This is a genomic window from Duganella sp. Leaf61 (assembly GCF_001421905.1).
Classification (GTDB): domain Bacteria; phylum Pseudomonadota; class Gammaproteobacteria; order Burkholderiales; family Burkholderiaceae_D; genus Rugamonas; species Rugamonas zoogloeoides.
The window spans coordinates 171,445-193,002 of sequence record NZ_LMLM01000002.1; the positions used below are offsets into that span (position 1 = coordinate 171,445).

The window sequence follows — 21,558 nt, forward strand, 5'->3', positions numbered from 1 at the left end:
TCGGCAGCGTACTGAGGACGTTATTTATGCTAAACATGAAACTGTGTTCATGCTATGTACCGCAAATCAGGCGCCGATATGCAAGGTTGCCACCAGGTGCGCGATCAGTGCTTGCACCTTGGGCGCATGGGAACGGCTGCGCTGCCAGACGATGTGCAGCGGCAAACCCTGCGTGGTCAGCTGCGGCAGGAGCGCCACCAGCCGTCCTTCGGCAATCTGGCGCGCCACCAGCCAGGTTGCCAGTTGCGCCACGCCGAGGCCGGCCTCCACCGCACCGACCAGGGCTTCGGCGTTACCGAGCACGGCCCGCCCGGTCATCGGCTGGCGCACCACCGGCCCCAATTCTGCGCGGATCAGCCACGGCGCCGTGCTGCCGTCGGCGCGGCCGTACAGCACCGCTGCATGAGCGAGCAATTCCACACTGGATGACGGGGTGCCATGGATGTCCAGGTACGCCGGCGCCGCGCAAAAAATCAATTCTTCGTATCCCAGCGTGCGATGGTCTAGCGCAGCAGGCCATACCTCGTTGTCGCCGCCGCCGATGCGTACTACCACGTCCACACCGTCTTCCACCAGATCGACGAAACGGTCGGTGAAGGAAACGTGCGGCATTACTTGCGGGTGCATGTCTGCAAATTGCAGCAGCGCCGGCCAGGCGCGCAGGCGGCCGAAGGTCGCCGGCAAGTCCACCCGCAAGCGCCCGGACGGCACCGCGTCGTCGGACGCCACCACCCGTTCGGCCGCTTCCAGGTCTTCCAGCACCTGCACGCACACCTGCCGGTAGGCGTGGCCGGCGTCGGTCAGGCGCAGACGGCGCGTGCTGCGCTCGAACAGCCGGTTGCCCAGCCGTTCTTCCAGGCGGGCAATCGCCTTCCCCACCGCCGAGTTGGTGAGATTGAGGCGCTGGGCGGCAGCGGTAAAACTGCCGGCTTCGGCAACGGCAACAAAGGTGGCAATGCCTTTTAAACGTTCGGTCGGATGCACTGGAATTATTTTCTTAAATTGAGTGGAATTCTTATCCAACAGTGGAATATTTTTCTTTTATATCATATGTCCCTGTTTAACCTGACAACTCACAAGAAAAACATGGCTACCTCATCTTCCAAAGCCTCGATTGCCATCCTGGCGATTGCCGCCTTCATCATCGTCACCACCGAATTCCTGATCGTCGGCCTGCTGCCGGCACTGGCGCGCGACCTGGCAATATCCGTTACCTCGGCCGGCCAGCTGGTCACGCTGTTTGCCGTGGTCGTGATGGTGGCGGGACCTTTCCTGACCGCCGCGCTGGCCCACTTCGACCGCAAGAAGCTGTTCATTGCCATCCTGGCGCTGTTTGCCGCCGCCAACGCGCTGGCCGCCGTGGCGCCGAATATCTGGGTGCTGGCGATAGCCCGCCTGTTGCCCGCACTGGCGTTGCCCGTGTTCTGGGGCACGGCCAGCGATACCGCTGCGCAAATTGCCGGTCCGGGCAACAGCGGCCGTGCCGTCTCGACCGTGTACCTGGGGATTTCGGCGGCGATGCTGTTCGGCATTCCGCTTGGCACCCTGGCGGCGGACGCCATCGGCTGGCGCGGTGCGTTCGCGCTGCTGGCCGCGCTGTCGGCCGTGATTGCAGTATTGATGACCATCAGCATGCCCACCGTGCAGGCCACCGAAGCGGTGCCGCTGCGCACCCAGGCGGCCGTGCTCAAGCGCCCTTATTTCCTGGCCAACGTGGCGCTGTCGGTGCTGGTGTTTACTGCCATGTTTACCGGCTACACTTACCTGGCCGAACTGCTGGAAAAATCGGCCGGCATTGCGCCGTCACTGGTGGGCTGGTGGTTGATGGGCTTTGGCGCGGTCGGCTTGTTCGGCAACTGGCTCGGCGGCCTGTGGGTGGACAGCAAGCCGCTGGCCACCACGGCGCTGTTTTGCGTGGTCCTGGCGCTCGGTATGGCAGCCACCACGGCGCTGGCCGGCTTCGGCAGCAATAGCGTGTGGTTTGCGCTGGCGCTCGGTGTGTGGGGCATTGCCAACACGGCGCTGTATCCGATCTGCCAGATCCGTGTGATGAAGGCAGCGACCGGCGCCCAGGCGCTGGCAGGCACCATCAATGTCTCGGCGGCCAATGGCGGTATCGCGCTGGGGGCGGCGCTCGGCGGCCTGGCCATCTCGACCTGGGGCGTGCATGCGGTGGGGTATGCGGCAGCAGCGCTGGCCGTGGTGGCCGTGATGGTGGCGGCAGTGGTGTCGGCAGCGATTGCGCCAACGGCAGTCCAGCACGCGCCGGCCGCGAAGCCGGCGCGATAATTCACCCTGCTATCAGGATTCCGCTACCTGCACCGCTTCGCTGGCGCCAGTGCTGGCGGCGCGTACCTTTTCAGCCGCGGTCCGGCCGGCCAGGAACGCGTGGTCGGAGTTGTAGTATTCCCATTCGCTATAACGCCCGGCCAGCACAATGTCGTGCTGCGCCATCCAGTCGCGCACCACGGCCACGTTGTGGGCGCGTTCGTGGTCGTATACCACGTACGCGTACGGCATATCGACCTGGTTGGCTACCAGCACCCGGTCGTCCTCCGTCATCATGCCCACTGCGATGCAGTCGTCGATGCAGCGCTGGATCAGGGCATCGCCGTCGAGCGGCAGCGGCTTCCAGGGCGAATACGAAATCTCGCAGGTGAAGCCGAAGCCGCCCGGGGCATTGCACTCGGGGCTGGCATTACCCTGCACGAAGATACGGTGGAAGATGCTGTCTTCAGGATAGTAGATCCAGTGCTTGTCGGTGACGTTTTCGCGGGCAATGCCGATATTGACGCAGCGAATCGAGATATGGCACAGCCCGCGCGCAGCAAGCCGCACTTCCTCGGGTGCTTCGGCGCCGATCAGCTTGACAAGTTCCGGCAGCGGCATGGTGCTGACCAGGTTGTCGTAGTGGAAGCGGCGGCCGTCGGCCAGCGCCACCGCGTGCTCTTTCGGCAGCACCTGCACCACGTCGGCATTGAGTTCGATCCGTCCCTTGATATGCGGCAGAAAGCCCGACACCAGCGCCTGGAAACCGCCTTTTTTCGGATAGCCGAAGCGGGCGTTCGGGCCCATCGGCCGCGCCACCGGTTGCAGTGCGCCGTCGATGATCTGGCCCAGGTCCGGCAGCGGCACCCGGCCACCGAGCCACGAGGTTTCCATTTCCGACAGTGGCACGGTCCACAGCTTCTTGTTGTAGGGAATGGCAAAGTGCTTGGCGATGCCGCTGCCCCACACTTTATAGATGAAATCCTCGAAGCTCTGGGTGCGTTCCTGGCGCACCGCGCCGCTGCCATTCGCCACGTCGGCGGTGCCATCGGCGCAGCAGTCTTCCACCGTGTCCGGTTCGCATGCAGGTGCGGCGGCGTTACCGTAGCGGGCGTCGATTGCGCCCACGATGCACTCCTTGATCACGTCGGGCGGCAAGCCGTACAAGGCGCCCTGAAACGGGTAGCGGGTAAATACCTGCTTGCTGTACACCCATGCCTCGCGCATCTGCCAGTGCTGGTTGTCGCCGAGCAGGATGTCGTAGAGCTGGAGCACGTACGGGTCGTTGGAGAACATGATGTGGCCGGCGTAGTCGAACGTGAAGCCCGCATCTTCGATCGAGCGGCACCAGCCGCCCACCGTGGCGTTACGTTCGAGCAGCACCGTGTTGGCGTCGCTGTGGTAAGCCGCAGACAGGCCGGTAGGACCGCCGCCGATGATCAGGCAACCGATGGCCGGAGCGCCCGCGCGCAGCGGGTTGATCTTGCCCGCCTCACCGTAGTTGGGCACCTGGCCAGCAGCAAGCGCGGCAGTCTGCTCGACGGCCAGCGCCGCGACATTGCCCGGCAGGCGCGCCGAGGTGTTGGCAGGCATGCCTTCGATCAGGGTGCGCATCTGGTCGGCGGTGCCGTCCCACGAGGTACGGGCGGCCACTTCGCGCATCTGGCCGGCCATTTCCAGGCGCCGCGCAGTCGTCAGTTGCAATGCCGCTTCGCAGTGGGCGATGAATTCGGCGTGGTCGTGGCCAATCGCGACGATGTCGCCGTACGGCACTTCCACGTCGGTAATTGCCGTGCTGACGATCGGCAATTCGGCCGCCATGTATTCGAGCACCTTGGTCGGGCTGATGAACTTGGTCGATTCATTGAGCGCGAACGGCAGCAGGCACACGTCCCAGCCGGCCAGGAATTGCGGCAGCGCCTGGTAAGCCTGCTGGCCCAGGTAGTGGATATTGGGCCGCTGCGGCAGCGCCGACGGCTCGATCTTGACCACCGGTCCCACCAGCACCATGTGCCACTCGGGATGGGCATCGGCCATGGCGGCGATCAGCGCCGTATCGAAGCGCTCATCGATGACGCCATAGAAACCCAGGCGTGGACGCGGAATGTCGGCGTGCAGCGGGTGGGCGTTGCTGCGGTCCAGCGCCTGTTCGAAATGCACGGTATCGACGCTGCTGGGGAAGCAATGCACGTTGGCATGGCGCGGACGCTTCGCTTCATACAGGCTGGGGCCGCCGGTGAACACCAGGTCGGCAATATTGAGCAAAGCGCTTTCGCGTTGCAGCAACTGCCTGGGCGGGTTCTTGAACGCGGACAGCTCGTCCATGCAGTCGTACACGACTAGCGACGGGTGCATGGTGGCCAGCAGCGGCAAGGCCATTGGCGTATAAAACCACACCACCGGGTCTTCGCCGTCCGGCACCAGGTTGTTCAGCAGTGCTTGCAGCACCGGGATCTGGTCGTCATGGAAGCCAGGGGAGTGCACCGGCGTATGGGGCTGGCACACGGTGACGTTGGGCGCCGGGTGGTAGGTGCGCAAGTGCGGTTCGGCCTCGTCGAACACCGGCTCTTCGACGAACAGTACTTTGTAGTGTTGGGCCAGGCGGGTCAGCAAGTGTTGCGGACGCTGATAAACGAAATCCCAGCGCAGGTGACAAAAAACGATTACGGTATGCATGACTCTCTCCCTGAGTTGCCCTTGCGGGTAATGGCCTGTTTCAATCTCTGCAAACAGGCGTGTGATCAGGCGCTGCCCCTGTTGCAGGGCAATGCCATATGGCGCCACCAGCTGCCGCGCCAGCGGGTCTGGACCCGCGCGGTCCAGATCCCACAGGCCGCTGCGGTGCCAGTGGTGTTCGTGCTCCCAGTCGTTGCGATCGACGATCGGGTAAAGACAGATGCCCTGCATGACCACGCCATGTTGCAGGGCCAGTGCGGTTTGACTGGCCATCTCGGCAATCCAGGCGCCCCGGCCGCTGCCGACGTGGCTGGTCTCGGCCAGCAGCACCGGGCGGTGGTAGCGCCGGTGCACGTCCAGCAGGCACTGGTGCAGCGGCTTGCGGCGGGTATCGCCCAGGTGCCACCACAGGCGCGCATTGGTGCCGCTCTCCCACTGGTTGGTGTCGTAGTAATTGGCGCCGATGATGTCGAGGTAGCGTGGTGCGCCGCCCAGTTCCGGCTCGCGCCTGCCGCACAACATGTCCCAGGCGTCGTACTGGGCGGCGCTGGCGCCGTCCGCCTCAGGCTGCCACTCGGGACGGCCGGTGGGGGCAATCACGTGGATCAGCGGGTCGCAATGGAGGATGCGCGCGCCGGGCGTCACTTCCCAGATGGCGTCGCAGCCGGCCAGGGTGGCGCGCACCAGCTGGCGCTTGCCTTCGGTGGCGGCGCGCGGGTCGAACATGTTTTTGCACCGGAACATGTGCACCGACAGGCCCCAGCTGGTAAACGAAATCTCGTTGATCGGCGCATACACCGGGGCAGCGCCTGTGAATGGCGCCAGGTACATGGCGGCGGCACGGCAAAAGCGCGCGAAACGGGTGACGAATTCGGGCGCGTACACGTCGATCTCGGGCGGCCAGCCGTAGTGGCAGAAGGTCCAGCAGATCTGCATGCCCAGCTCGCGCGCGGCCAGCAGGCGCGCGTCGAGGCTGGAGAAATCGAATACGCCGTCGCGCTCGGTCAGGCGCCAGCCGATCGACTCGCGCACGGTGGTGATGCCAAACTGCTGTAGTAGAAGATAGTCGGCGCGGGCGCGCTCGCGGTGGCCGTTGGCCGTGTTCATGTCGAGCGGGCGCTCGCCGTGGTTGACGTGGTCGGCCCCTTCGTAGCCGCCCTGCCAGAACGAATCGAAGGGCGTGGCGCGCGGCGGCCGGGCGGTTGGCGGTGTGGACATGGCGTGTTATCAGTACGGGACGTTGCGGGTAGCGGCGCTGATCTGCTCGAGGGGAATCTTGGGACTGCGGTCGGCATTGAGCAGGCCGTTGGTTTCCTGGAAGGTGTCGGCAAACTGGGTGTAGCAAAAGCCGCTGAACATCGCGGTTTCATTGACCACCCGCAGCAGGTCGCGGTACAGCGCGTGGAAGGCCTCGGCGGTGTTGGTACGCGAGTAGCCCCAGGTGTGGTGTTCGGGCGCGCGCGGGTCGTAGGCCACGCCGCCAAATTCGGTCAGCACGATCGGCTGGCCGCGATGGGGAAAACCGTCAAGTGTGAGTATGCGTCCGCCCGGCCGGCGGCGGTCGAACAGGGTATTGGACTGGTGCTCGGCCTCGTAGCGGGCGCGCAGCTTGTGCGGGTCGCCGTCGTAGTCGTGGATGCCGAGGATGTCGGTGGCCGAGGCTTCCCAGCCGTCGTTGCCGATCACCGGACGGGTGGCGTCGAGCATGCGCGTGAGGTGGTACAACGCCTCGACCGCATTGCGGTGCGCCTGCATGGCGGTGAGATTCGGCACGCCCCACGATTCGTTGAACGGCACCCAGACGATTACGCACGGGTGGCTGTAATCGCGTTCGATCGCTTCGGTCCATTCACTCACCAGGCGCGTCATCGCGCGCGGGCTGAATGCGTAGGCTGACGGCATCTCTTCCCATACCAAGAGGCCCAGGCGGTCGGCCCAGTACAGGTAGCGCGGGTCCTCGATTTTCTGGTGCTTGCGCACGCCATTGAAACCCATGGCCTTGGCCAGTTCCACGTCGCGCCGCAGCGCCTGGTCCGACGGCGCGGTCATCAGCGTGTCGGGCCAGTAGCCCTGGTCCAGCACCAGCCGCAGCTGGTACGGCCGACCGTTGAGCATCAGGCGGTCGCGGGTGATCGAGACCGAGCGCAGCGCAGTGTACGAGCGCACGGTATCGAGCACGGTTTCGCCACAGCGCAGCACCACTTCGGCGTCGAACAGCGTGGGGTGTTCGGGACTCCACAGCAATGCATTGCGCGAATCGTCGATGCCGGGATCGGGCAGCGCGATCTTGCGCATGGTGTCCTGCCCCATCAACGAATACCGGTCGTCGGCCAGCAGCTTGTCGCCGTGCCACAGCCGTACTTCGACCGACAGGCCGGTGCGCTGGGCCCCGGCCACGGCCACTTCGCAGCCGATCTCGAAACCGTCGAAGATCGGCGTCCAGCGCAGGCGGTCGATATAGGTCTCGCCCACGGTTTCAAGCCACACGGTTTGCCAGATGCCGGTGGTGCGCGGATACCAGATCGAGTGCGGCTGCAACTGCCAGTCCTGCTTGCCGCGCGGCTTGGCCAGGTCGGCCGGATCGTCTTCCACCCGCACCACCAGTACTTGCGGAGCATCGCTCAACAGGGCGTCGGTGATGTCGGCGGTAAATGGCGTATGGCCGCCCTCGTGCTGCACTACCAGGTGGCCGTTGAGCCATACCCGCGCAGCGTAATCAACCGCGCCGAAGTGCAGCAAGGTATGTCCGCCGGTCGCAATACCGTCGAGCGTGCGGCGGTACCACACGCATGGATGGAAACCCTGGTCGCCGATGCCGCTCGCTGCCGCTTCCGGTGCAAACGGCACCAGGACGCGATGGGTCCAGTCGATGGCATCCTGCGGACCGCGATGTTGGCGCGCATCGTCGAATGCCAGGTCCCATTCGCCGTTGAGCGACGTCCAGCCATCGCGTACCAGCTGGGGCCGCGGATATTCAAACTGGAGCATGGGATTCTTTCGCTGACAGCGCAGTGGATGAGAAAAAACATTACAAAAATAGTAGCAATTCTTTTATGTTTTTTTCTACTGCTTCCACCCGCAAGCGAGTAGGACACTACCTACGGTGCCTACCGTCCCACCGCACGGAGTGGCCGCCGGTCCTCTGCCATGCTGGCAGTTCAGCAACCCAACCCACAAGGAGTAGCCATGAGTTCCATAGCCAAACCACGCGATGCCGTCGCCCTGCTCAAGCAGGATCATGACGAAGTCAAAGCGATGTTCAAGCAATACGAAGAACTGGGTGACCGCGCGTTTGCGACCAAACAGAAGCTGGCCGAAAAAATCTGCCTGGAATTGACCAAGCATGCCATCGCCGAGGAAGAAATTTTCTATCCGGCCGTGCGCGCCGACGTCAAGGAAGGCGACGACTTGGTCGATGAGGCAACGGTCGAACATGCATCGGCTAAAGACCTGATCGCGCAAATCCACGCCATGGATCCGCACGACGACCTGTACGACGCGAAGGTGAAAGTGCTGGGCGAATACATCGACCACCACGTCAAGGAAGAAGAAGAGGAAATGTTCCCCCAGGCTAAAAAGGCCGGCATCGACCTGGTTGCGCTCGGCGAGCAGATCCAGGCGCGCAAGGACGAGATCGAAGAGATTCCCCCGCCGATGATCCCGCCAGGCGCCATGGAAGGCAGCCGCCCTTCGCTGTAAGGGCAGCGCTCATCGCGACAGGTCAGGCAGGCTGCTGTTTGCCTGGCATGTCGGACGATGCACGCTGTGGCCGGTGCGCCTGCGCGCACAGCGCCACGCCGCCGAGCAGCAACAGCAGCGCTGCGCCCTCGGCGACCGTGGGCCAGCGCTGTTCCCACATAAATCCGTACAACACGGCAAACACTGTTTCGAATACGATCAACTGGCCGGTCATGGTAAGCGGCAGCGTACGGCTGGCAACATTCCACAAGCCGTTACCGATCACCGAGCACAATACCGCTACCGCGGTGACGATGCCGATGAATACCAGCCAGCCTGCTGTGCCATGTTCGGCGTTTGGCGCGGCCAGCACGAAGGCCGGTACCGACAGTACCAGCGCCAGCGCGCCCGTCACCAGCCCCGTCAGCAAGCTCCATTCGTGCGCCGATACCTGTTGCAAGCGGCCCAGCCAGCGGCTGTTGGCGACCACGTACACCGTCCACGACAGCAAGGCGCCCAGCGCGCACAGCAGGCCCAACGTCGATTGATGACCAGGCGCGGCCAGCGATTGCCAGCTAATGCACAGCAACCCCGCCATGCTCAGCGCCAGCGAAGGCAGCAGGCGTTTGAGCGGCACCGCGTGGCGGTCGCGCGCACCCACCAGCGTCACAATCACCGGCAACAGCCCGATCACCAGCGACGTCATCGCCACCCCGCCCGCCTGCACGGCCTTGGCCAGCAACACGTAATAGACCAGGTTGCCGGTGAGCGCCAGCCACACCAGGCCGCGCCATTCGCGCCAGGTCAGGCGCCCGCGCAGGCGGCGCCAGCCCGGCCCGATCAGCAACGCCGCCACCAGCCCGTATGCCAGGTAGCGGCCGGCCGACAATTGCAGTGGCGTGAAGCCGGGCGTGAGTTCAGGCGCCAGGAACACCAGCCCCCACAGTGCGCAGGCAAGCACGCCGGCGGCGATACCCAGTCGATGATTGTTCAATAGCATGGAGATCCTTCCGAAAGAAGTGATTCTCCCTGCTGGCGCGATGAAATTCTTGGCGCTGGCTACTGCTTTGTTGACGCCGGCTCCTGCTTGCTGCGGCGATAGGCAGCTGGGGTGGTATCGAGATGCGTGCGCATGGCGCGGGTGAGCGCGCTTTGCTCGGAAAAGCCGCAAGCGAGCGCCACCTCGGCGAGCGGCCGGTTGCCCTCTGCCAGTTGCGCGCAGGCCAGGTCCAGACGCTGGCGCAGCAGCCACAGGTGCGGACTGGTATCGAGTTCTTCGCGAAACAGCGCATGCAGGCGGCTCGTGCTCAGGCGCGCAAACCCGGCCATCGACTCGGTGCTCCACGCCGCGCCGGGATCGGCCGCCACCTGCGCCAGCAATGCGGACAGGCGCGAGCGCGCTTGCGGCACGCCAAGCGCCAGCGTATCGAGCAACAACGGCGTCCAGCCGCGCAACATGCCGGGTTGCACGGCCTGCTGCTCGGCCATCAGTTGCATGAACTCGATCAGCTTGCGCGCAGCCGGGCCGATGGCAGCGAACGGCCGCTCCAGCAGCAACTGGCGGCTCGGCTGTTCGAGCTCGGCCTGGTCGAAATCGAGGATGATGGAGCGGTTGTCCACGTCGCTGCGCTGGGCATGCCAGGCGCCGGCCACCACCACCGCGCCATGCAGGGGATCGAGCCGGGCCTGGCAACCCAGCACCTCGACCTCGACCACGCCGGCAACCGGCAACACCAGCTGCGCGAACTCGTGGCGATCAGTCCCCCAGCGCTCGCCGTAGCTGCGCAGATCGATATCGACAAAGGGAGGGACAAGCGCGGACATAGAGCGGACGGACGGAATGTGTAACGGTCCAGTCTAGCATGGCGAAAAAAAACCCGCCGAAGCGGGTTTTTTCACGTCCTTGGCGGAGAGGGTGGGATTCGAACCCACGGATGGGTTGCCCCATCGCTTGATTTCGAGTCAAGTACATTCGACCACTCTGCCACCTCTCCTTTCCGCTGTTGCCAGCGGAGGCAGGATCATAGCAGGCCGTCGGCAAAAACGGAAGGGCCAACCATGCCTGTTGTACAAACTGTTTATCTTGATTTTTTGCCGCAGAAAAGAAAAAACCCGCCGAAGCGGGTTCTCTCACATCTTTGGCGGAGAGGGTGGGATTCGAACCCACGGATGGGTTGCCCCATCGCTTGATTTCGAGTCAAGTACATTCGACCACTCTGCCACCTCTCCTTTTCTTGCAGCTGGCACTAACGTGTTGCTGCGAGAAGGCAAGATTATAGCAGGCCTTCCGGAAAATGGAAGGCCTTTTTTCAGCCCGCTATCAGGCAGCTTTCAGATGGGTCAGGCCGCCCATGTACGGACGCAACACGGCTGGAATCTCGACGCTGCCATCGGCTTGCTGGTAGTTCTCGAGCACGGCCACCAGCGTACGGCCCACGGCCAGGCCGGAACCGTTGAGGGTGTGCACCATTTCCGGCTTGCCTTGCGGGTTGCGGAAACGCGCTTGCATGCGGCGCGCCTGGAACGCTTCGCAGTTCGACAGCGACGAAATTTCGCGGTAAGTGTTCTGCGCCGGCAGCCACACTTCCAGGTCGAACGTCTTGGTGGCGCCGAAGCCCATGTCGCCGGTGCACAGCGACATCACGCGGTACGGCAGGCCCAGGCGTTGCAGGATGGTTTCGGCATGGCCGACCATTTCGTCCAGCACCGCGTACGAGGTGTCGGGATGGACCACCTGCACCATTTCCACTTTATCGAACTGGTGCTGGCGGATCATGCCGCGCGTGTCGCGGCCGTAGCTGCCCGCTTCCGAGCGGAAGCACGGCGTATGGGCGGTCATCTTCATCGGCAGCGCGTCGGCGGCCAGGATTTCGTCGCGGGCCAGGTTGGTCAGCGTGACTTCCGAGGTCGGGATCAGGTAGAAGCTCTCGCCCTCGCCTTCCACGCCGCCTTTTTTCACCGAGAACAGGTCGGCTTCGAACTTGGGCAACTGGCCGGTGCCGCGCAGCGAATCGGCGTTGACCATGTACGGCGTGTAGCACTCGGTGTAGCCGTGCTCGTCGGTGTGGGTGTTGAGCATGAACTGCGCCAGCGCGCGGTGCAGGCGCGCAATGCCGCCCTTCATCACCGAGAAGCGCGAACCGGTGAGCTTGGTGGCGACGTCGAAATCGAGACCCAGCGGCGCGCCCACATCCACGTGGTCTTTCACTGCAAATTCAAACGTGCGCGGCGTACCGACCTTGCGCACTTCGACGTTGCCCGACTCGTCGGTGCCCTGTGGTACGGACTCGTGCGGCAGATTCGGGATCGCCTGCATGAAGTCGCTGATCTTGGCCTGTACCGCCGACAGCGCGATTTCGTTGGCCTTGAGTTCGTCACCGAGGCCGGACACTTCGGCCATCAGCGCGGTGGTGTCTTCGCCCTTGCCCTTCATCATGCCGATCTGCTTGGACTGCGAATTGCGCTTGCCCTGCAGTTCCTCGGTGCGCGTCTGGATCGCTTTGCGTTCCGACTCGAGCGCGTTGAACGCGTCCACATCGAGCTGGTACTTGCGGGTGGCCAGTCGCGCGGCGACGTTGGCGATGTCTTTACGGAGGAGTTGGATATCAATCATGGGAGCGAATTGCCGTTGTATCGAAAACGTCAATTGTACCAAGAGGAAGTCCGTTCCCAGCGAGTTTTACACAGCCCGCCGGCTGTCCCGATCGGGGTGGCGATTACAGTGCGGCTTTTTCAGCGGCGCTCAAGCGTTTGGCTGCCACGACCACCACTTGCATCTTGGCGTGGTGAATCACTGTTTGCGTCACCGGGGCGCTGAGCGCCAGGCGGGTGGCGTCGGCATCGGCGGCGCTGGCGAAGCTGGTGGCGCCGGCAATCACAGCGGCGGCGAGGAAGATACTTTCCATGTGTTTGGTGATGTTCATGATGCGCTCCTTTGGGTGGGTGGTCTACAAGTTGTCCTGCGATGGATGTACTGTAGCTAAAGGGCGTATGGCTTGCGCGGTGGATGCGATGAAGCGCTGTAAATGGCAGATGGAATGCAAAAAGACGGTGCCGATGCAGCCGGACTCGGCGTTTAAAAGCGGGCTTGCCGAGGACTTGCTTGCAGGATTTCAACTACGCAACTAATCGTGCGCCATGTCGGCATTGAAATGTGTACGATGAATCAACAACAAGCCTATCGGAGAATAACTTGAAAACACAATTCCTGAAAATGGGCGCCATGGGCGCATTGATGGCACTGGCTGCCGGTTGCTCGACCATGAGTGGCCCGCCGGAAAACGAAGCGCCGCCACCGGCCAACCCTGCGTTTGCTGGCATGATGGCCAAGTTCAATGCCCAGTTCCCCAGCGACAAGGCGACCAAGTACGAAGAAGTTTCGCTGAACTATAACAATACCCACAAGCTCGATGATCGCGGCAACTGCCACGACATGTCGAAGTACCCGGTCACCATCATCCTGACCCTGGACAGCGCCGGCAAAGTCGTCAGCAGCACCACCGACGTGGACAACAAGAAAGCCGAATGCTTCCGCAAGGCCTACGCCGACGTGCAACTGCCGGCACCGCCGTTCGCTCCCTACATCAAGCCGATCCGCCTGCGCTGATCAGTTGTATTGTCAGGCTGCCGCATCATCACCGGCGGCGGCCTGCTCCTCTGTAACCACGACTTCCCCGTCCCCCTCTTCCTTCGGCGCCGCCTCGGCCACGCCATCTAGCCAGTCCAGCACGACCTGGTTGAACCGTTCCGGCTCGCTCACCATGGGCCAGTGCCCGGTATTGAACGCCACCACCTTGCACCCTTTTCGCGCCGCCAGCACCTCGGTCCACGGCCCCGAATGAAACATGAACGGCTTGCGGATGCCATAGATGAACAACATCGGCACGCGCGGCTTGAACGGCACCAGCGCCCGGTACGAACCGATATTGCCGGCCGTGAGGATGTAATACGGATAGTTCATGCCCGAGTAAATATGCTCGCGCGGCGACGGCACTTTCATGATGCCTGCCATGGTGCGGGTAATCAGGTTGCCGACCGCGCCGCCGATGGCCCAGCCGAGCGCCAGCACATTCTGGTAGCCGTTGAGCATCATGCGCTGCCCCAGCGAGCGCGAGCGCAGCGTGGTCTCGGAATTGGCGTCGCCAATATCGACGCCGACGATGCGCGACACCGCAGCCCGGTGACGCATGTAAAACTCGTAGCCGAACACGCATCCCCAGTCGTGCGTCATCAGGATCACCGGTTGCTTGCGGTTGACGCTGTTGACGATGTGCAGCAGGATGCGCATGGTCGCGTCCAGCGTGTACGACCGGCGCTGCTTGCTGTTGTCAAAACCGGGCAAGGTAAAGCGCACGCAGCGGTAGCGATGCTTGAGCTCGGCCACTTGCGGCTCCCACAGCCGATACGTATCGGGCCAGCCGTGGATCATCACGATGGTCTCGGCGTGCTCGTCTTCTTCGGGACCATCGATGTAGACGTCGATGCCATCGACCACGAGCTGTTGCATGGGGTTCCTCTAGACAGGGATCAGGTTTTGCCGGCGTCGGCATCGAGCTGGCGCAAGAATGCCAGCTTGTCCGCAATCTTGCTCTCCAACCCGCGCGGCACCGGCTGGTACCAGCCCGGCTCGCGCATATCGTCAGGGAAGTAGGTTTCACCGGCGGCGTAGGCGTTCGGCTCGTCGTGGGCGTAACGGTATTCGTGGCCGTAGCCGAGTTCTTTCATCAGCTTGGTCGGGGCGTTGCGCAGATGGACCGGCACTTCGCGGCTCTTGTCAGTTCTGACAAACGCCCGGGCCTGGTTGTAGGCGTTGTAGCCGGCGTTGCTTTTGGCCGCAATCGCCAGGTAAATCACGGCCTGGCCCAGCGCCAGTTCGCCTTCGGGCGACCCCAGCCGTTCGAACGTGGTGGCGGCGTCATTGGCGATCTGCATGGCGCGCGGATCGGCCAGGCCGATGTCTTCCCACGCCATGCGCACGATGCGGCGCGACAGGTAGCGGGCGTCCGCGCCGCCATCGAGCATGCGGGTGAGCCAGTACAGTGCGGCGTCCGGGTTGGAGCCGCGTACCGATTTGTGCAGCGCCGAAATCTGATCGTAGAAATTGTCGCCGCCCTTGTCGAACCGGCGCGCGTTGAGCGTCAACGCATTTTCGATAAAGGCCGGCGTGATCTTGTTGGTCTTGGCGGCGTTGGCGGCGGTGCTGGTCTGTTCCAGCAGGTTGAGCAGGCGGCGGCCGTCGCCGTCGGCATAACCGATCAGGGTGTCGAGCGCAGCATCGTCAAACTCCAGGTGCGACAGCACCCGGGCCCGGGCCTTGTCCACCATCTCGCGCAACTCTGTTTCGTCGAACGACTTGAGCACATACACTTGCGAACGGGACAGCAGCGCCGAGTTCACTTCGAACGACGGGTTTTCGGTGGTGGCGCCGATCAGCGTCACCAACCCCGATTCCGCGTACGGCAGCAGCGCATCCTGCTGCGACTTGTTGAAGCGGTGGATCTCGTCCACGAACAAGATCGTGTGCTTGCCCAGCACCAGGTTCTGCTGGGCCTGCTCCATGGCGGCGCGGATATCCTTGACGCCCGAGAACACGGCCGACAAGGCGATAAATTCGCAGTCGAAGGCATTGGCGGTGAGGCGCGCCAGCGTGGTCTTGCCCACGCCAGGCGGCCCCCACAGGATCATCGAATGGGGCTGGCCCGATTCGAATGCCAGGCGCAGCGGTTTACCCGGCCCGAGCAGGTGGCGCTGGCCGATCACTTCATCGAGCGTTTTGGGACGCAGCGCTTCGGCCAGGGGTTGGCGGGGTTCGTTGGTGAAGAGGTCTGCCATGGTGTTGAGATGTGCGACGCTGAACGACTGGCAGCGCCCTGCTACCTAGTTGTTGAACACGTCCGCGCCCTTGGGCATCACGAACTTGAAGCTGGTGGCCGTCAAGGCCGGATTCTTTTCGATTTTCGACAGCGCCAGCACCGAGGTCTGGCCGAACGAATCTTTCAGTTCCATCGCCTCCGGCAAGCCATTGCGCAGGCCGATGGTGATTTGTTCGAAGCTCGAATCCTTGGCTTTCGGTACGGCTTTGAGCCACTCGAGACCATCGCGGGTCCCCGCTTCCGACAAGGTAAAACTCTTTTCCAGGTCGTTGCTGCCGAACAGGATGGCGGCCGGCGACGAGCCCAGCGCGTCGCCGAGCTTCTTGGTGGTGACCTGGTTCAGGTCCTTGTCGAAGATGTAGAGCTGCTCGCCATCGGCCTGCAGCACCTGTTCGTACGGCTTGGTGTAAGTCCAGATGAACTTGCCGGGGCGGGCGAACAGGAATGTGCCGCTCGACGGCGGCGTCGGTTTGGCCTTGGCGCTGCCCTCGCCCTTGACCTGGCGCTGGGTGAACTCGCCCTTGGCGGCCTTGGTGGACGCCACGAACGATTTGAACTGCTCCAGCGCGCTGGCGTGGACCGGGCCGGCAAACAGTGCGCCAGCCATGGCCAACAGGGCGGCCGATTTCTTCAACTGCATCATATTGTTTTCCTTATTCTGCGCTGGCAGCGGGCACCAGGATGTCGCGGTTGCCGTTCGATTGCATGGCCGAAACCACGCCGCTATTTTCCATTTGTTCCAGCAGGCGCGCCGCGCGGTTGTAGCCGATACGCAGGTGACGCTGCACCAGCGAAATCGACGCGCGGCGATTTTTCAGCACCACTTGCACCGCCTGGTCGTACATCGGATCGGCTTCGCCGCCGGCCTCGCCGGCCGCACCGCCTTCGGCGCCGCCCTCGCCTTCCAGCGTGCCGCCCTCGAGGATGCCCTCGATGTAGTTCGGCTCGCCAGTGGTCTTCAGGTGCGCGACCACGCGGTGCACCTCTTCGTCGGAGACGAAGGCGCCGTGCACGCGTACCGGCAGGCCGGTACCGGGCGGCATGTACAGCATGTCGCCCATGCCCAGCAGGGTTTCCGCGCCCATCTGGTCGAGAATGGTACGCGAGTCGATCTTGGACGAGACCTGGAACGCGATCCGGGTCGGGATATTGGCCTTGATCAGGCCGGTAATCACATCGACAGATGGGCGCTGGGTAGCCAAAATCAAGTGCAGGCCCGCCGCGCGCGCTTTTTGCGCGATCCGGGCAATCAGCTCTTCCACCTTCTTGCCGACGACCATCATCAGGTCGGCCAGCTCGTCGATGATGATGACGATGGTCGGCAGTTTTTCCAGCGGTTCCGGCGAATCGGGCGTGAGGCTGAACGGGTTCGGGATGTGTTCCTCGCGCTTGGTCGCCTCGGCGATCTTGGCGTTGTAGCCGGCCAGGTTACGCACGCCCAGCTTGGACATCAGCTTGTAGCGGCGTTCCATCTCGTTCACTGCCCAGTTGAGGGCGTGGCCGGCCTGGCGCATGTCGGTCACCACGGGCGCGAGCAAGTGCGGAATGCCTTCGTACACCGACATTTCCAGCATCTTCGGATCGATCAGGATCATGCGCACGTCGGCCGGATCGGACTTGTACAGCAGCGACAGGATGGTGGCATTGATACCGACCGATTTACCGGAGCCGGTGGTACCGGCGACCAGCAAGTGCGGCATCTTGGCCAGATCGGCCACCACGGCCTTGCCGGCGATATCCTTGCCCAGCGCCACGGTGAGCGGCGACGGGTTGTCGTTATAGACCTTGGAACCGACGATCTCGGACAGGCGCACGATCTGGCGCTTGGCATTGGGCAGTTCCAGCGCCATGAAGTTTTTACCGGGAATGGTTTCCACCACGCGGATCGAGGTCAGCGACAGCGAACGCGCCAGGTCGCGCGCCAGGCCCACGATCTGGCTGCCCTTGACGCCGGTGGCCGGTTCGATTTCGTAGCGGGTGACGACCGGGCCCGGATAGGCGGCCACGACCTTGGCCTCGACGCCGAAGTCCGACAGCTTTTTCTCGATCAGGCGGCTGGTGAACTCCAGCGTTTCGACCGCCACGGTTTCCTGCACCTCGGGCGCCTCGTCCAGCAGCGACAAGGTAGGCAGTTGCGGATTGCCGTTCAGGTCCTGGAACAGGCTGGCCTGGCGCTCCTTTTCCACGCGCTCGGACTTGACCACGGCAACCACTTGCGGCTCGATCTTGACGATCGGCGCGGCGACCGGATGTTTTTCCACGTGCTTGGCGCGCTCGATCACCACGGTTTCCTCGCGCTTGACGGCAGCGACTTCACCCTGGCGGCGGTCTTCGCGGTACTGGTAGCGCTGGATGAACCAGACGATGCCCGATTCGATGGTGAAGCCGATGCGCTCGGCCAGCGCCAGCCACGAGACCTGGAAGAACAGCGAAAAACCGAGGCCGAACAACAACAGCAGCAGCAAGGTGGCGCCGGTAAAGCCGAACGCCACGTGGGCCGAATGGCCGATCAGCTCGCCCAAAACGCCGCCCGAGACGCGCGGCAACTCCGCGTGGCGCGTGAGCGAACCGAGGCGCAGGTATTCAAGGCCCACGCTGCCGACGAACAGCAGCACGAAGCCGATGCCGCGTATCAGCGGCTCTTGCGCATGCTCGGGCTCGGCCGGCTTGGTCATGACAAATTTTTGCGTAAGGCTGCGGTAGCCTTGCCACACGTAGCGCAGCACGCAAAACGCCCACCACCAGGCCGAGATGCCGAAAATGTACAGCAGCAAATCGGACAGCCAGGCGCCGGCGCGGCCGCCAAGGTTGGTTACCTTGGGCACCAGCGTTTCGTGCGACCAGCCGGGGTCGAGCTTGTTGTAGCTGGCCAGGATCAGCACGAAATAAAGGCCGAGCACGGCCAGCGCCAGCCAGCGCGCTTCGGACAGCAGCTTGACCAGGCGATTGGGCAGCGGCTGGCGCTCGGTGGGCGTGCGTTTGTAGCCGTTGGCGGACGCTGCGGACGAGGTCGTTCCGGCGCCTGCGCCAGACTTGGAAGAGCGTTCCTGAACTTTTTTACTGCTCATAGGTATTAAGGTGTTGCAACGTTATCGCACAGGAAAGATTCAGAGACAGCTATTCTAAGGCATACAGGCCACATCCGCCCCACGATTCATCCTGATCTTCTGCTTGCACTATAATCTTGTATTGCCTGCGTGAATGCAAGAGGCATTGCCCTTGCCTCCACCGCAGATGCCCCCAACTCCGATGTACTCCAATCTACAAAGAAGCCCGCCATGACCACTACCAAACACGCCCGCGTTCTGATCCTCGGTTCGGGCCCTGCCGGCTACAGCGCCGCCGTCTATGCCGCCCGCGCCAACCTGAACCCGATGCTGGTCACCGGCGTGGAACAAGGCGGCCAGTTGATGACCACCACCGACGTCGAAAACTGGCCTGGCGACCCGATGGGCGTGCAAGGCCCGGACCTGATGCAGCGCCTGCTGCAACACGCCGAGCGTTTCAAGACCGAAATCGTGTTCGATCACATCCACACGACCTTCCTGTCGGAAAAACCGATCCGCCTGCTGGGCGACAGCCATGAATACACGTGCGACACCCTGATCATTGCCACCGGCGCGTCGGCCCAGTATCTGGGCCTGCCGACCGAGCAGGAATTCATGGGCCGTGGCGTCTCCGCCTGCGCCACCTGCGACGGCTTCTTCTACCGCAACCAGGAAGTGGCCGTGATCGGCGGCGGCAACACTGCGGTCGAGGAAGCGCTGTACCTGTCGAACATCGCCAACAAGGTCACGCTGATCCACCGCCGCGACAAGTTCCGCGCCGAAGCGATCCTGATCGATCGCCTGCACGCCAAGGTTGCCGAAGGCAAGATCGAGATCAAGTACAACCACACCTTGCAGGAAGTGCTCGGCAACGAAGGCGGCGTCACTGGTCTCAAGCTCCAGTCGACCGAAGACGGTGCCGTCTCCGAAATCACCGTGCACGGCCTGTTCGTGGCGATCGGCCACAAGCCGAACACCGGCATCTTCGAAGGCCAGCTGGAAATGCACAACGGCTACATCAAGACGCGTTCGGGCACCGAAGGCATGGCGACTGCCACCACCGCCCCGGGCGTGTTTGCCGCCGGCGACGTACAGGACCATATCTACCGCCAGGCGATCACGAGCGCCGGCACCGGTTGCATGGCCGCACTGGACGCCCAGCGCTACCTCGAAGCGCAGGAGTAAGCCGCGATGAAAGACTTCTCGGAACTGAAATCGCTGAGCAAGCAGCTCAGGGAGCAGACCGAGGCGCGCGCCGCCGCCGAGGCGGAGCGCGTCAAGCGGGAAAAGACGCAGGTGGTGGAGGCGAATATCTTCCAGTCGGCGCTCGGCGGCGTCAAGCGCCTGCCCGAATCGGACCGCCATGTGCCGCAGATGCCGAAAACGGCCGGTGTCGCCCTGCCCGTCAAGCGCAAGCTGACGCAGGCCGAGGACGACGCCGCAGTGCTGCGCGAATCGCTGTCCGACCTGTTTGAAGTCGATCATTACCTGGAAGAAGACCCGGCGCTCAATTACGCCGCACCCGGCGTCGGTTCCGACGTGGTGAAAAAATTGCGCAAGGGCCACTGGCCAGTACAGGACGAACTCGATTTGCACGGCATGCGGCGCGACCAGGCGCGCGACGCCATCGGCGACTTCTTGCGCCGCTCGACCATGCGCAACCATCGCTGCGTGTGCGTCATTCACGGTCGCGGTTTTGGTTCGCGCGGCCAGGAACCGGTGCTCAAATCGATGGTGCACAGCTGGCTGGTGCAGAAGGAAGAAGTGGTGGCATTCTGCCAGGCGCGCTCCTCGGAAGGTGGAGAAGGCGCGCTGATGGTGCTGCTGCGGGCCGCGCTGCGACCCGAGCGCTGAATTATCCGCGACGATACTTTTGCAGCCAGTGCGCGTACGGCGCTGGCAGTACCCACGCAGGACGCTCCACTTTAAGCTCCGCCGCCATCTGCGCGGCGTAGTGCGGATTGGCCAGGAAGGCGCGGCCGATCATCACCAGGTCCATCTGCTGGTCGGCCACCACGCGGTTGGCCACCTCCGGCACATCGATTCCCCACGACGACGCCACCGGCAAGCCCGCCTCGCGGCGCACCCGTTCGGCGATCGGCGCCAGGAACGGCGAACCCCACGGAACATTGCCGTCCGGGGTGGAGAAACCCACGCTCACATTCAGCAGATCGAGCCCGCCCTGATGCATCGCTCGCGTGACGTCGATCGACTCCGCCAGGGTCTGCTCGTCGCGGCCGTCATATTCGATCACGCCGAAACGGGCCGTCAGCGGCAGGTGCTCGGGCCATACCGCGCGCACTGCCGCCAGGGTTTCCAGCATGAAGCGGCTGCGGCCGGCATAGTCGCCGCCGTAGGCGTCCTCACGCTGGTTGGCATCGACGTTGAAGAAACTCTGCGCCAGGTAACCATGGGCGAAGTGAAGTTCGAGCCACTGGAAGCCGGCGTCACGCGCACGCTGGGCGGATGCGACGAAATCGGCTTTCACCCGTTCGATATCGTCGAGCGTCATGGCTTTCGGTACTTGCGGCAAGTTGGCGCCGAAGGCCACGGCCGACGGTGCGATGGTTTGCCAGCTGCGCGGATCGTCGGCAGCGATATGGTCGTCGCCTTCCCACGGCTTGTTGGCGCTGGCTTTGCGGCCGGCATGGGCAATCTGGATGCCGGGCACGGCGCCGGCGGCCTTGATGCCGGCGGCAATGCGGGCCAGGCCGGCGGCCTGCTCGTCGTTCCACAGGCCCAGGCAACCGGGGGTGATGCGCCCTTCCGGCGACACGGCGGTCGCTTCCACGATCACCAGGCCGGCGCCGCCACGCGCCAGGGCCGGGTAATGCACCTGGTGCCACTCGTTGGTGAGGCCATCGTCGGCGCTGTACTGGCACATCGGCGGCACCGCGATACGGTTGCGCAAGGTGACATCCTTGAGGGAAAACGGGGTAAATAATGCGGTCATCGCTCAAACTTTAAAGTTGATCTGGATAGCATCATAATTCATTAATGAATTATGAGCAGTGCGG

General features: G+C 63.4%; 18 protein-coding genes and 2 tRNA genes. 6 read left to right on the top strand and 14 right to left on the bottom strand.

Translation table 11 applies throughout. The features are described from left to right. Positions 1-66: 66 nt before the first annotated feature. A complete protein-coding gene (locus tag ASF04_RS05010; RefSeq protein ID WP_056138692.1) occupies positions 67-984 on the bottom strand; it encodes a LysR family transcriptional regulator in 918 nt (305 codons plus the stop codon). A gap of 102 nt (positions 985-1,086) precedes the next feature. Here ASF04_RS05010 and ASF04_RS05015 point away from each other — a divergent pair, with 102 nt between their 5' ends. Next, positions 1,087-2,289, top strand: coding sequence for an MFS transporter (locus ASF04_RS05015; protein ID WP_156368528.1), 1,203 nt, complete (start codon positions 1,087-1,089; stop codon positions 2,287-2,289). A gap of 12 nt (positions 2,290-2,301) precedes the next feature. Here the strand turns inward: ASF04_RS05015 and ASF04_RS05020 are convergent, their stop codons facing one another. Beyond that, positions 2,302-6,162 carry an NAD(P)-binding protein gene (locus ASF04_RS05020; RefSeq protein WP_056138695.1) on the bottom strand — a complete coding sequence of 1,287 codons (3,861 nt, stop codon included), beginning with the start codon at positions 6,160-6,162 and terminating at the stop codon, positions 2,302-2,304. Between the two features lie 9 nt (positions 6,163-6,171). Beyond that, positions 6,172-7,932: a glycoside hydrolase family 2 protein gene (locus ASF04_RS05025; RefSeq protein ID WP_056138698.1), complete on the bottom strand. Its 1,761-nt coding sequence runs from the start codon at positions 7,930-7,932 to the stop codon at positions 6,172-6,174. Positions 7,933-8,130: 198 nt separating this feature from the next. On the opposite strand from ASF04_RS05025, the gene ASF04_RS05030 reads away from it, so the two are divergent. After that, complete coding sequence (locus ASF04_RS05030) at positions 8,131-8,643, top strand: hemerythrin domain-containing protein (RefSeq protein ID WP_056138699.1); 513 nt, start codon at positions 8,131-8,133, stop codon at positions 8,641-8,643. A 22-nt stretch (positions 8,644-8,665) separates the two neighbouring features. On the opposite strand, the gene ASF04_RS05035 is transcribed toward ASF04_RS05030, so the two are convergent. The 6 genes from ASF04_RS05035 to ASF04_RS05060 all read right to left on the bottom strand — a co-directional run bounded on the left by ASF04_RS05035 (position 8,666) and on the right by ASF04_RS05060 (position 12,545). Continuing rightward, complete coding sequence (locus ASF04_RS05035; RefSeq protein WP_056138701.1) at positions 8,666-9,622, bottom strand: DMT family transporter; 957 nt, start codon at positions 9,620-9,622, stop codon at positions 8,666-8,668. A 59-nt stretch (positions 9,623-9,681) separates the two neighbouring features. Continuing rightward, positions 9,682-10,446, bottom strand: coding sequence for an AraC family transcriptional regulator (locus tag ASF04_RS05040; protein WP_056138704.1), 765 nt, complete (start codon positions 10,444-10,446; stop codon positions 9,682-9,684). An 80-nt stretch (positions 10,447-10,526) separates the two neighbouring features. Further along, positions 10,527-10,616: transfer RNA gene (locus ASF04_RS05045), tRNA-Ser, on the bottom strand. Positions 10,617-10,761: 145 nt separating this feature from the next. Further along, positions 10,762-10,851 (bottom strand) — tRNA-Ser (locus ASF04_RS05050). A gap of 91 nt (positions 10,852-10,942) precedes the next feature. After that, the gene (gene serS, locus ASF04_RS05055; RefSeq protein ID WP_056138706.1) at positions 10,943-12,235 is read right to left on the bottom strand and encodes a serine--tRNA ligase; all 1,293 of its coding nucleotides are present in this window, start codon (positions 12,233-12,235) and stop codon (positions 10,943-10,945) included. A gap of 103 nt (positions 12,236-12,338) precedes the next feature. Next, positions 12,339-12,545 carry a hypothetical protein gene (locus ASF04_RS05060; RefSeq protein ID WP_056138708.1) on the bottom strand — a complete coding sequence of 69 codons (207 nt, stop codon included), beginning with the start codon at positions 12,543-12,545 and terminating at the stop codon, positions 12,339-12,341. Here ASF04_RS05060 and ASF04_RS05065 point away from each other — a divergent pair. Together ASF04_RS05065 and ASF04_RS05070 are read left to right on the top strand one after the other, a co-directional pair. Beyond that, positions 12,544-12,750, top strand: a complete 207-nt coding sequence (locus ASF04_RS05065; RefSeq protein ID WP_056138710.1) for a hypothetical protein — start codon at positions 12,544-12,546, stop codon at positions 12,748-12,750. The two genes, ASF04_RS05060 and ASF04_RS05065, sit on opposite strands and share 2 nt — an antisense overlap. 64 nt (positions 12,751-12,814) lie before the next feature. After that, a complete protein-coding gene (locus ASF04_RS05070) occupies positions 12,815-13,228 on the top strand; it encodes a hypothetical protein (protein ID WP_229204922.1) in 414 nt (137 codons plus the stop codon). A 12-nt stretch (positions 13,229-13,240) separates the two neighbouring features. Here ASF04_RS05070 and ASF04_RS05075 read toward each other — a convergent pair whose 3' ends face one another. From ASF04_RS05075 to ASF04_RS05090, 4 genes are read right to left on the bottom strand one after another with little or no spacing between them, the layout of a single operon-like run. Continuing rightward, positions 13,241-14,128 carry an alpha/beta fold hydrolase gene (locus tag ASF04_RS05075; protein WP_056138715.1) on the bottom strand — a complete coding sequence of 296 codons (888 nt, stop codon included), beginning with the start codon at positions 14,126-14,128 and terminating at the stop codon, positions 13,241-13,243. 20 nt (positions 14,129-14,148) lie between these two features. Next, on the bottom strand, positions 14,149-15,453 hold the full coding sequence (locus ASF04_RS05080; RefSeq protein ID WP_056138717.1) for a replication-associated recombination protein A: 1,305 nt from the start codon (positions 15,451-15,453) through the stop codon (positions 14,149-14,151). A 45-nt stretch (positions 15,454-15,498) separates the two neighbouring features. Then, positions 15,499-16,137 (bottom strand): outer membrane lipoprotein chaperone LolA, encoded by a 639-nt coding sequence (gene lolA, locus ASF04_RS05085; protein WP_056138719.1) that lies wholly within the window; start codon positions 16,135-16,137, stop codon positions 15,499-15,501. Between the two features lie 10 nt (positions 16,138-16,147). Continuing rightward, positions 16,148-18,562 carry a DNA translocase FtsK gene (locus ASF04_RS05090; protein ID WP_056138720.1) on the bottom strand — a complete coding sequence of 805 codons (2,415 nt, stop codon included), beginning with the start codon at positions 18,560-18,562 and terminating at the stop codon, positions 16,148-16,150. 210 nt (positions 18,563-18,772) lie between these two features. On the opposite strand from ASF04_RS05090, the gene trxB reads away from it, so the two are divergent. Next, the gene (gene trxB, locus ASF04_RS05095; RefSeq protein ID WP_056138722.1) at positions 18,773-19,726 is read left to right on the top strand and encodes a thioredoxin-disulfide reductase; all 954 of its coding nucleotides are present in this window, start codon (positions 18,773-18,775) and stop codon (positions 19,724-19,726) included. A 6-nt stretch (positions 19,727-19,732) separates the two neighbouring features. Beyond that, positions 19,733-20,395: a Smr/MutS family protein gene (locus ASF04_RS05100; RefSeq protein WP_056138724.1), complete on the top strand. Its 663-nt coding sequence runs from the start codon at positions 19,733-19,735 to the stop codon at positions 20,393-20,395. A 1-nt stretch (position 20,396) separates the two neighbouring features. Here the strand turns inward: ASF04_RS05100 and ASF04_RS05105 are convergent, their stop codons facing one another. Next, positions 20,397-21,494 carry an NADH:flavin oxidoreductase/NADH oxidase gene (locus tag ASF04_RS05105; protein WP_056138726.1) on the bottom strand — a complete coding sequence of 366 codons (1,098 nt, stop codon included), beginning with the start codon at positions 21,492-21,494 and terminating at the stop codon, positions 20,397-20,399. Positions 21,495-21,558: the final 64 nt, after the last annotated feature.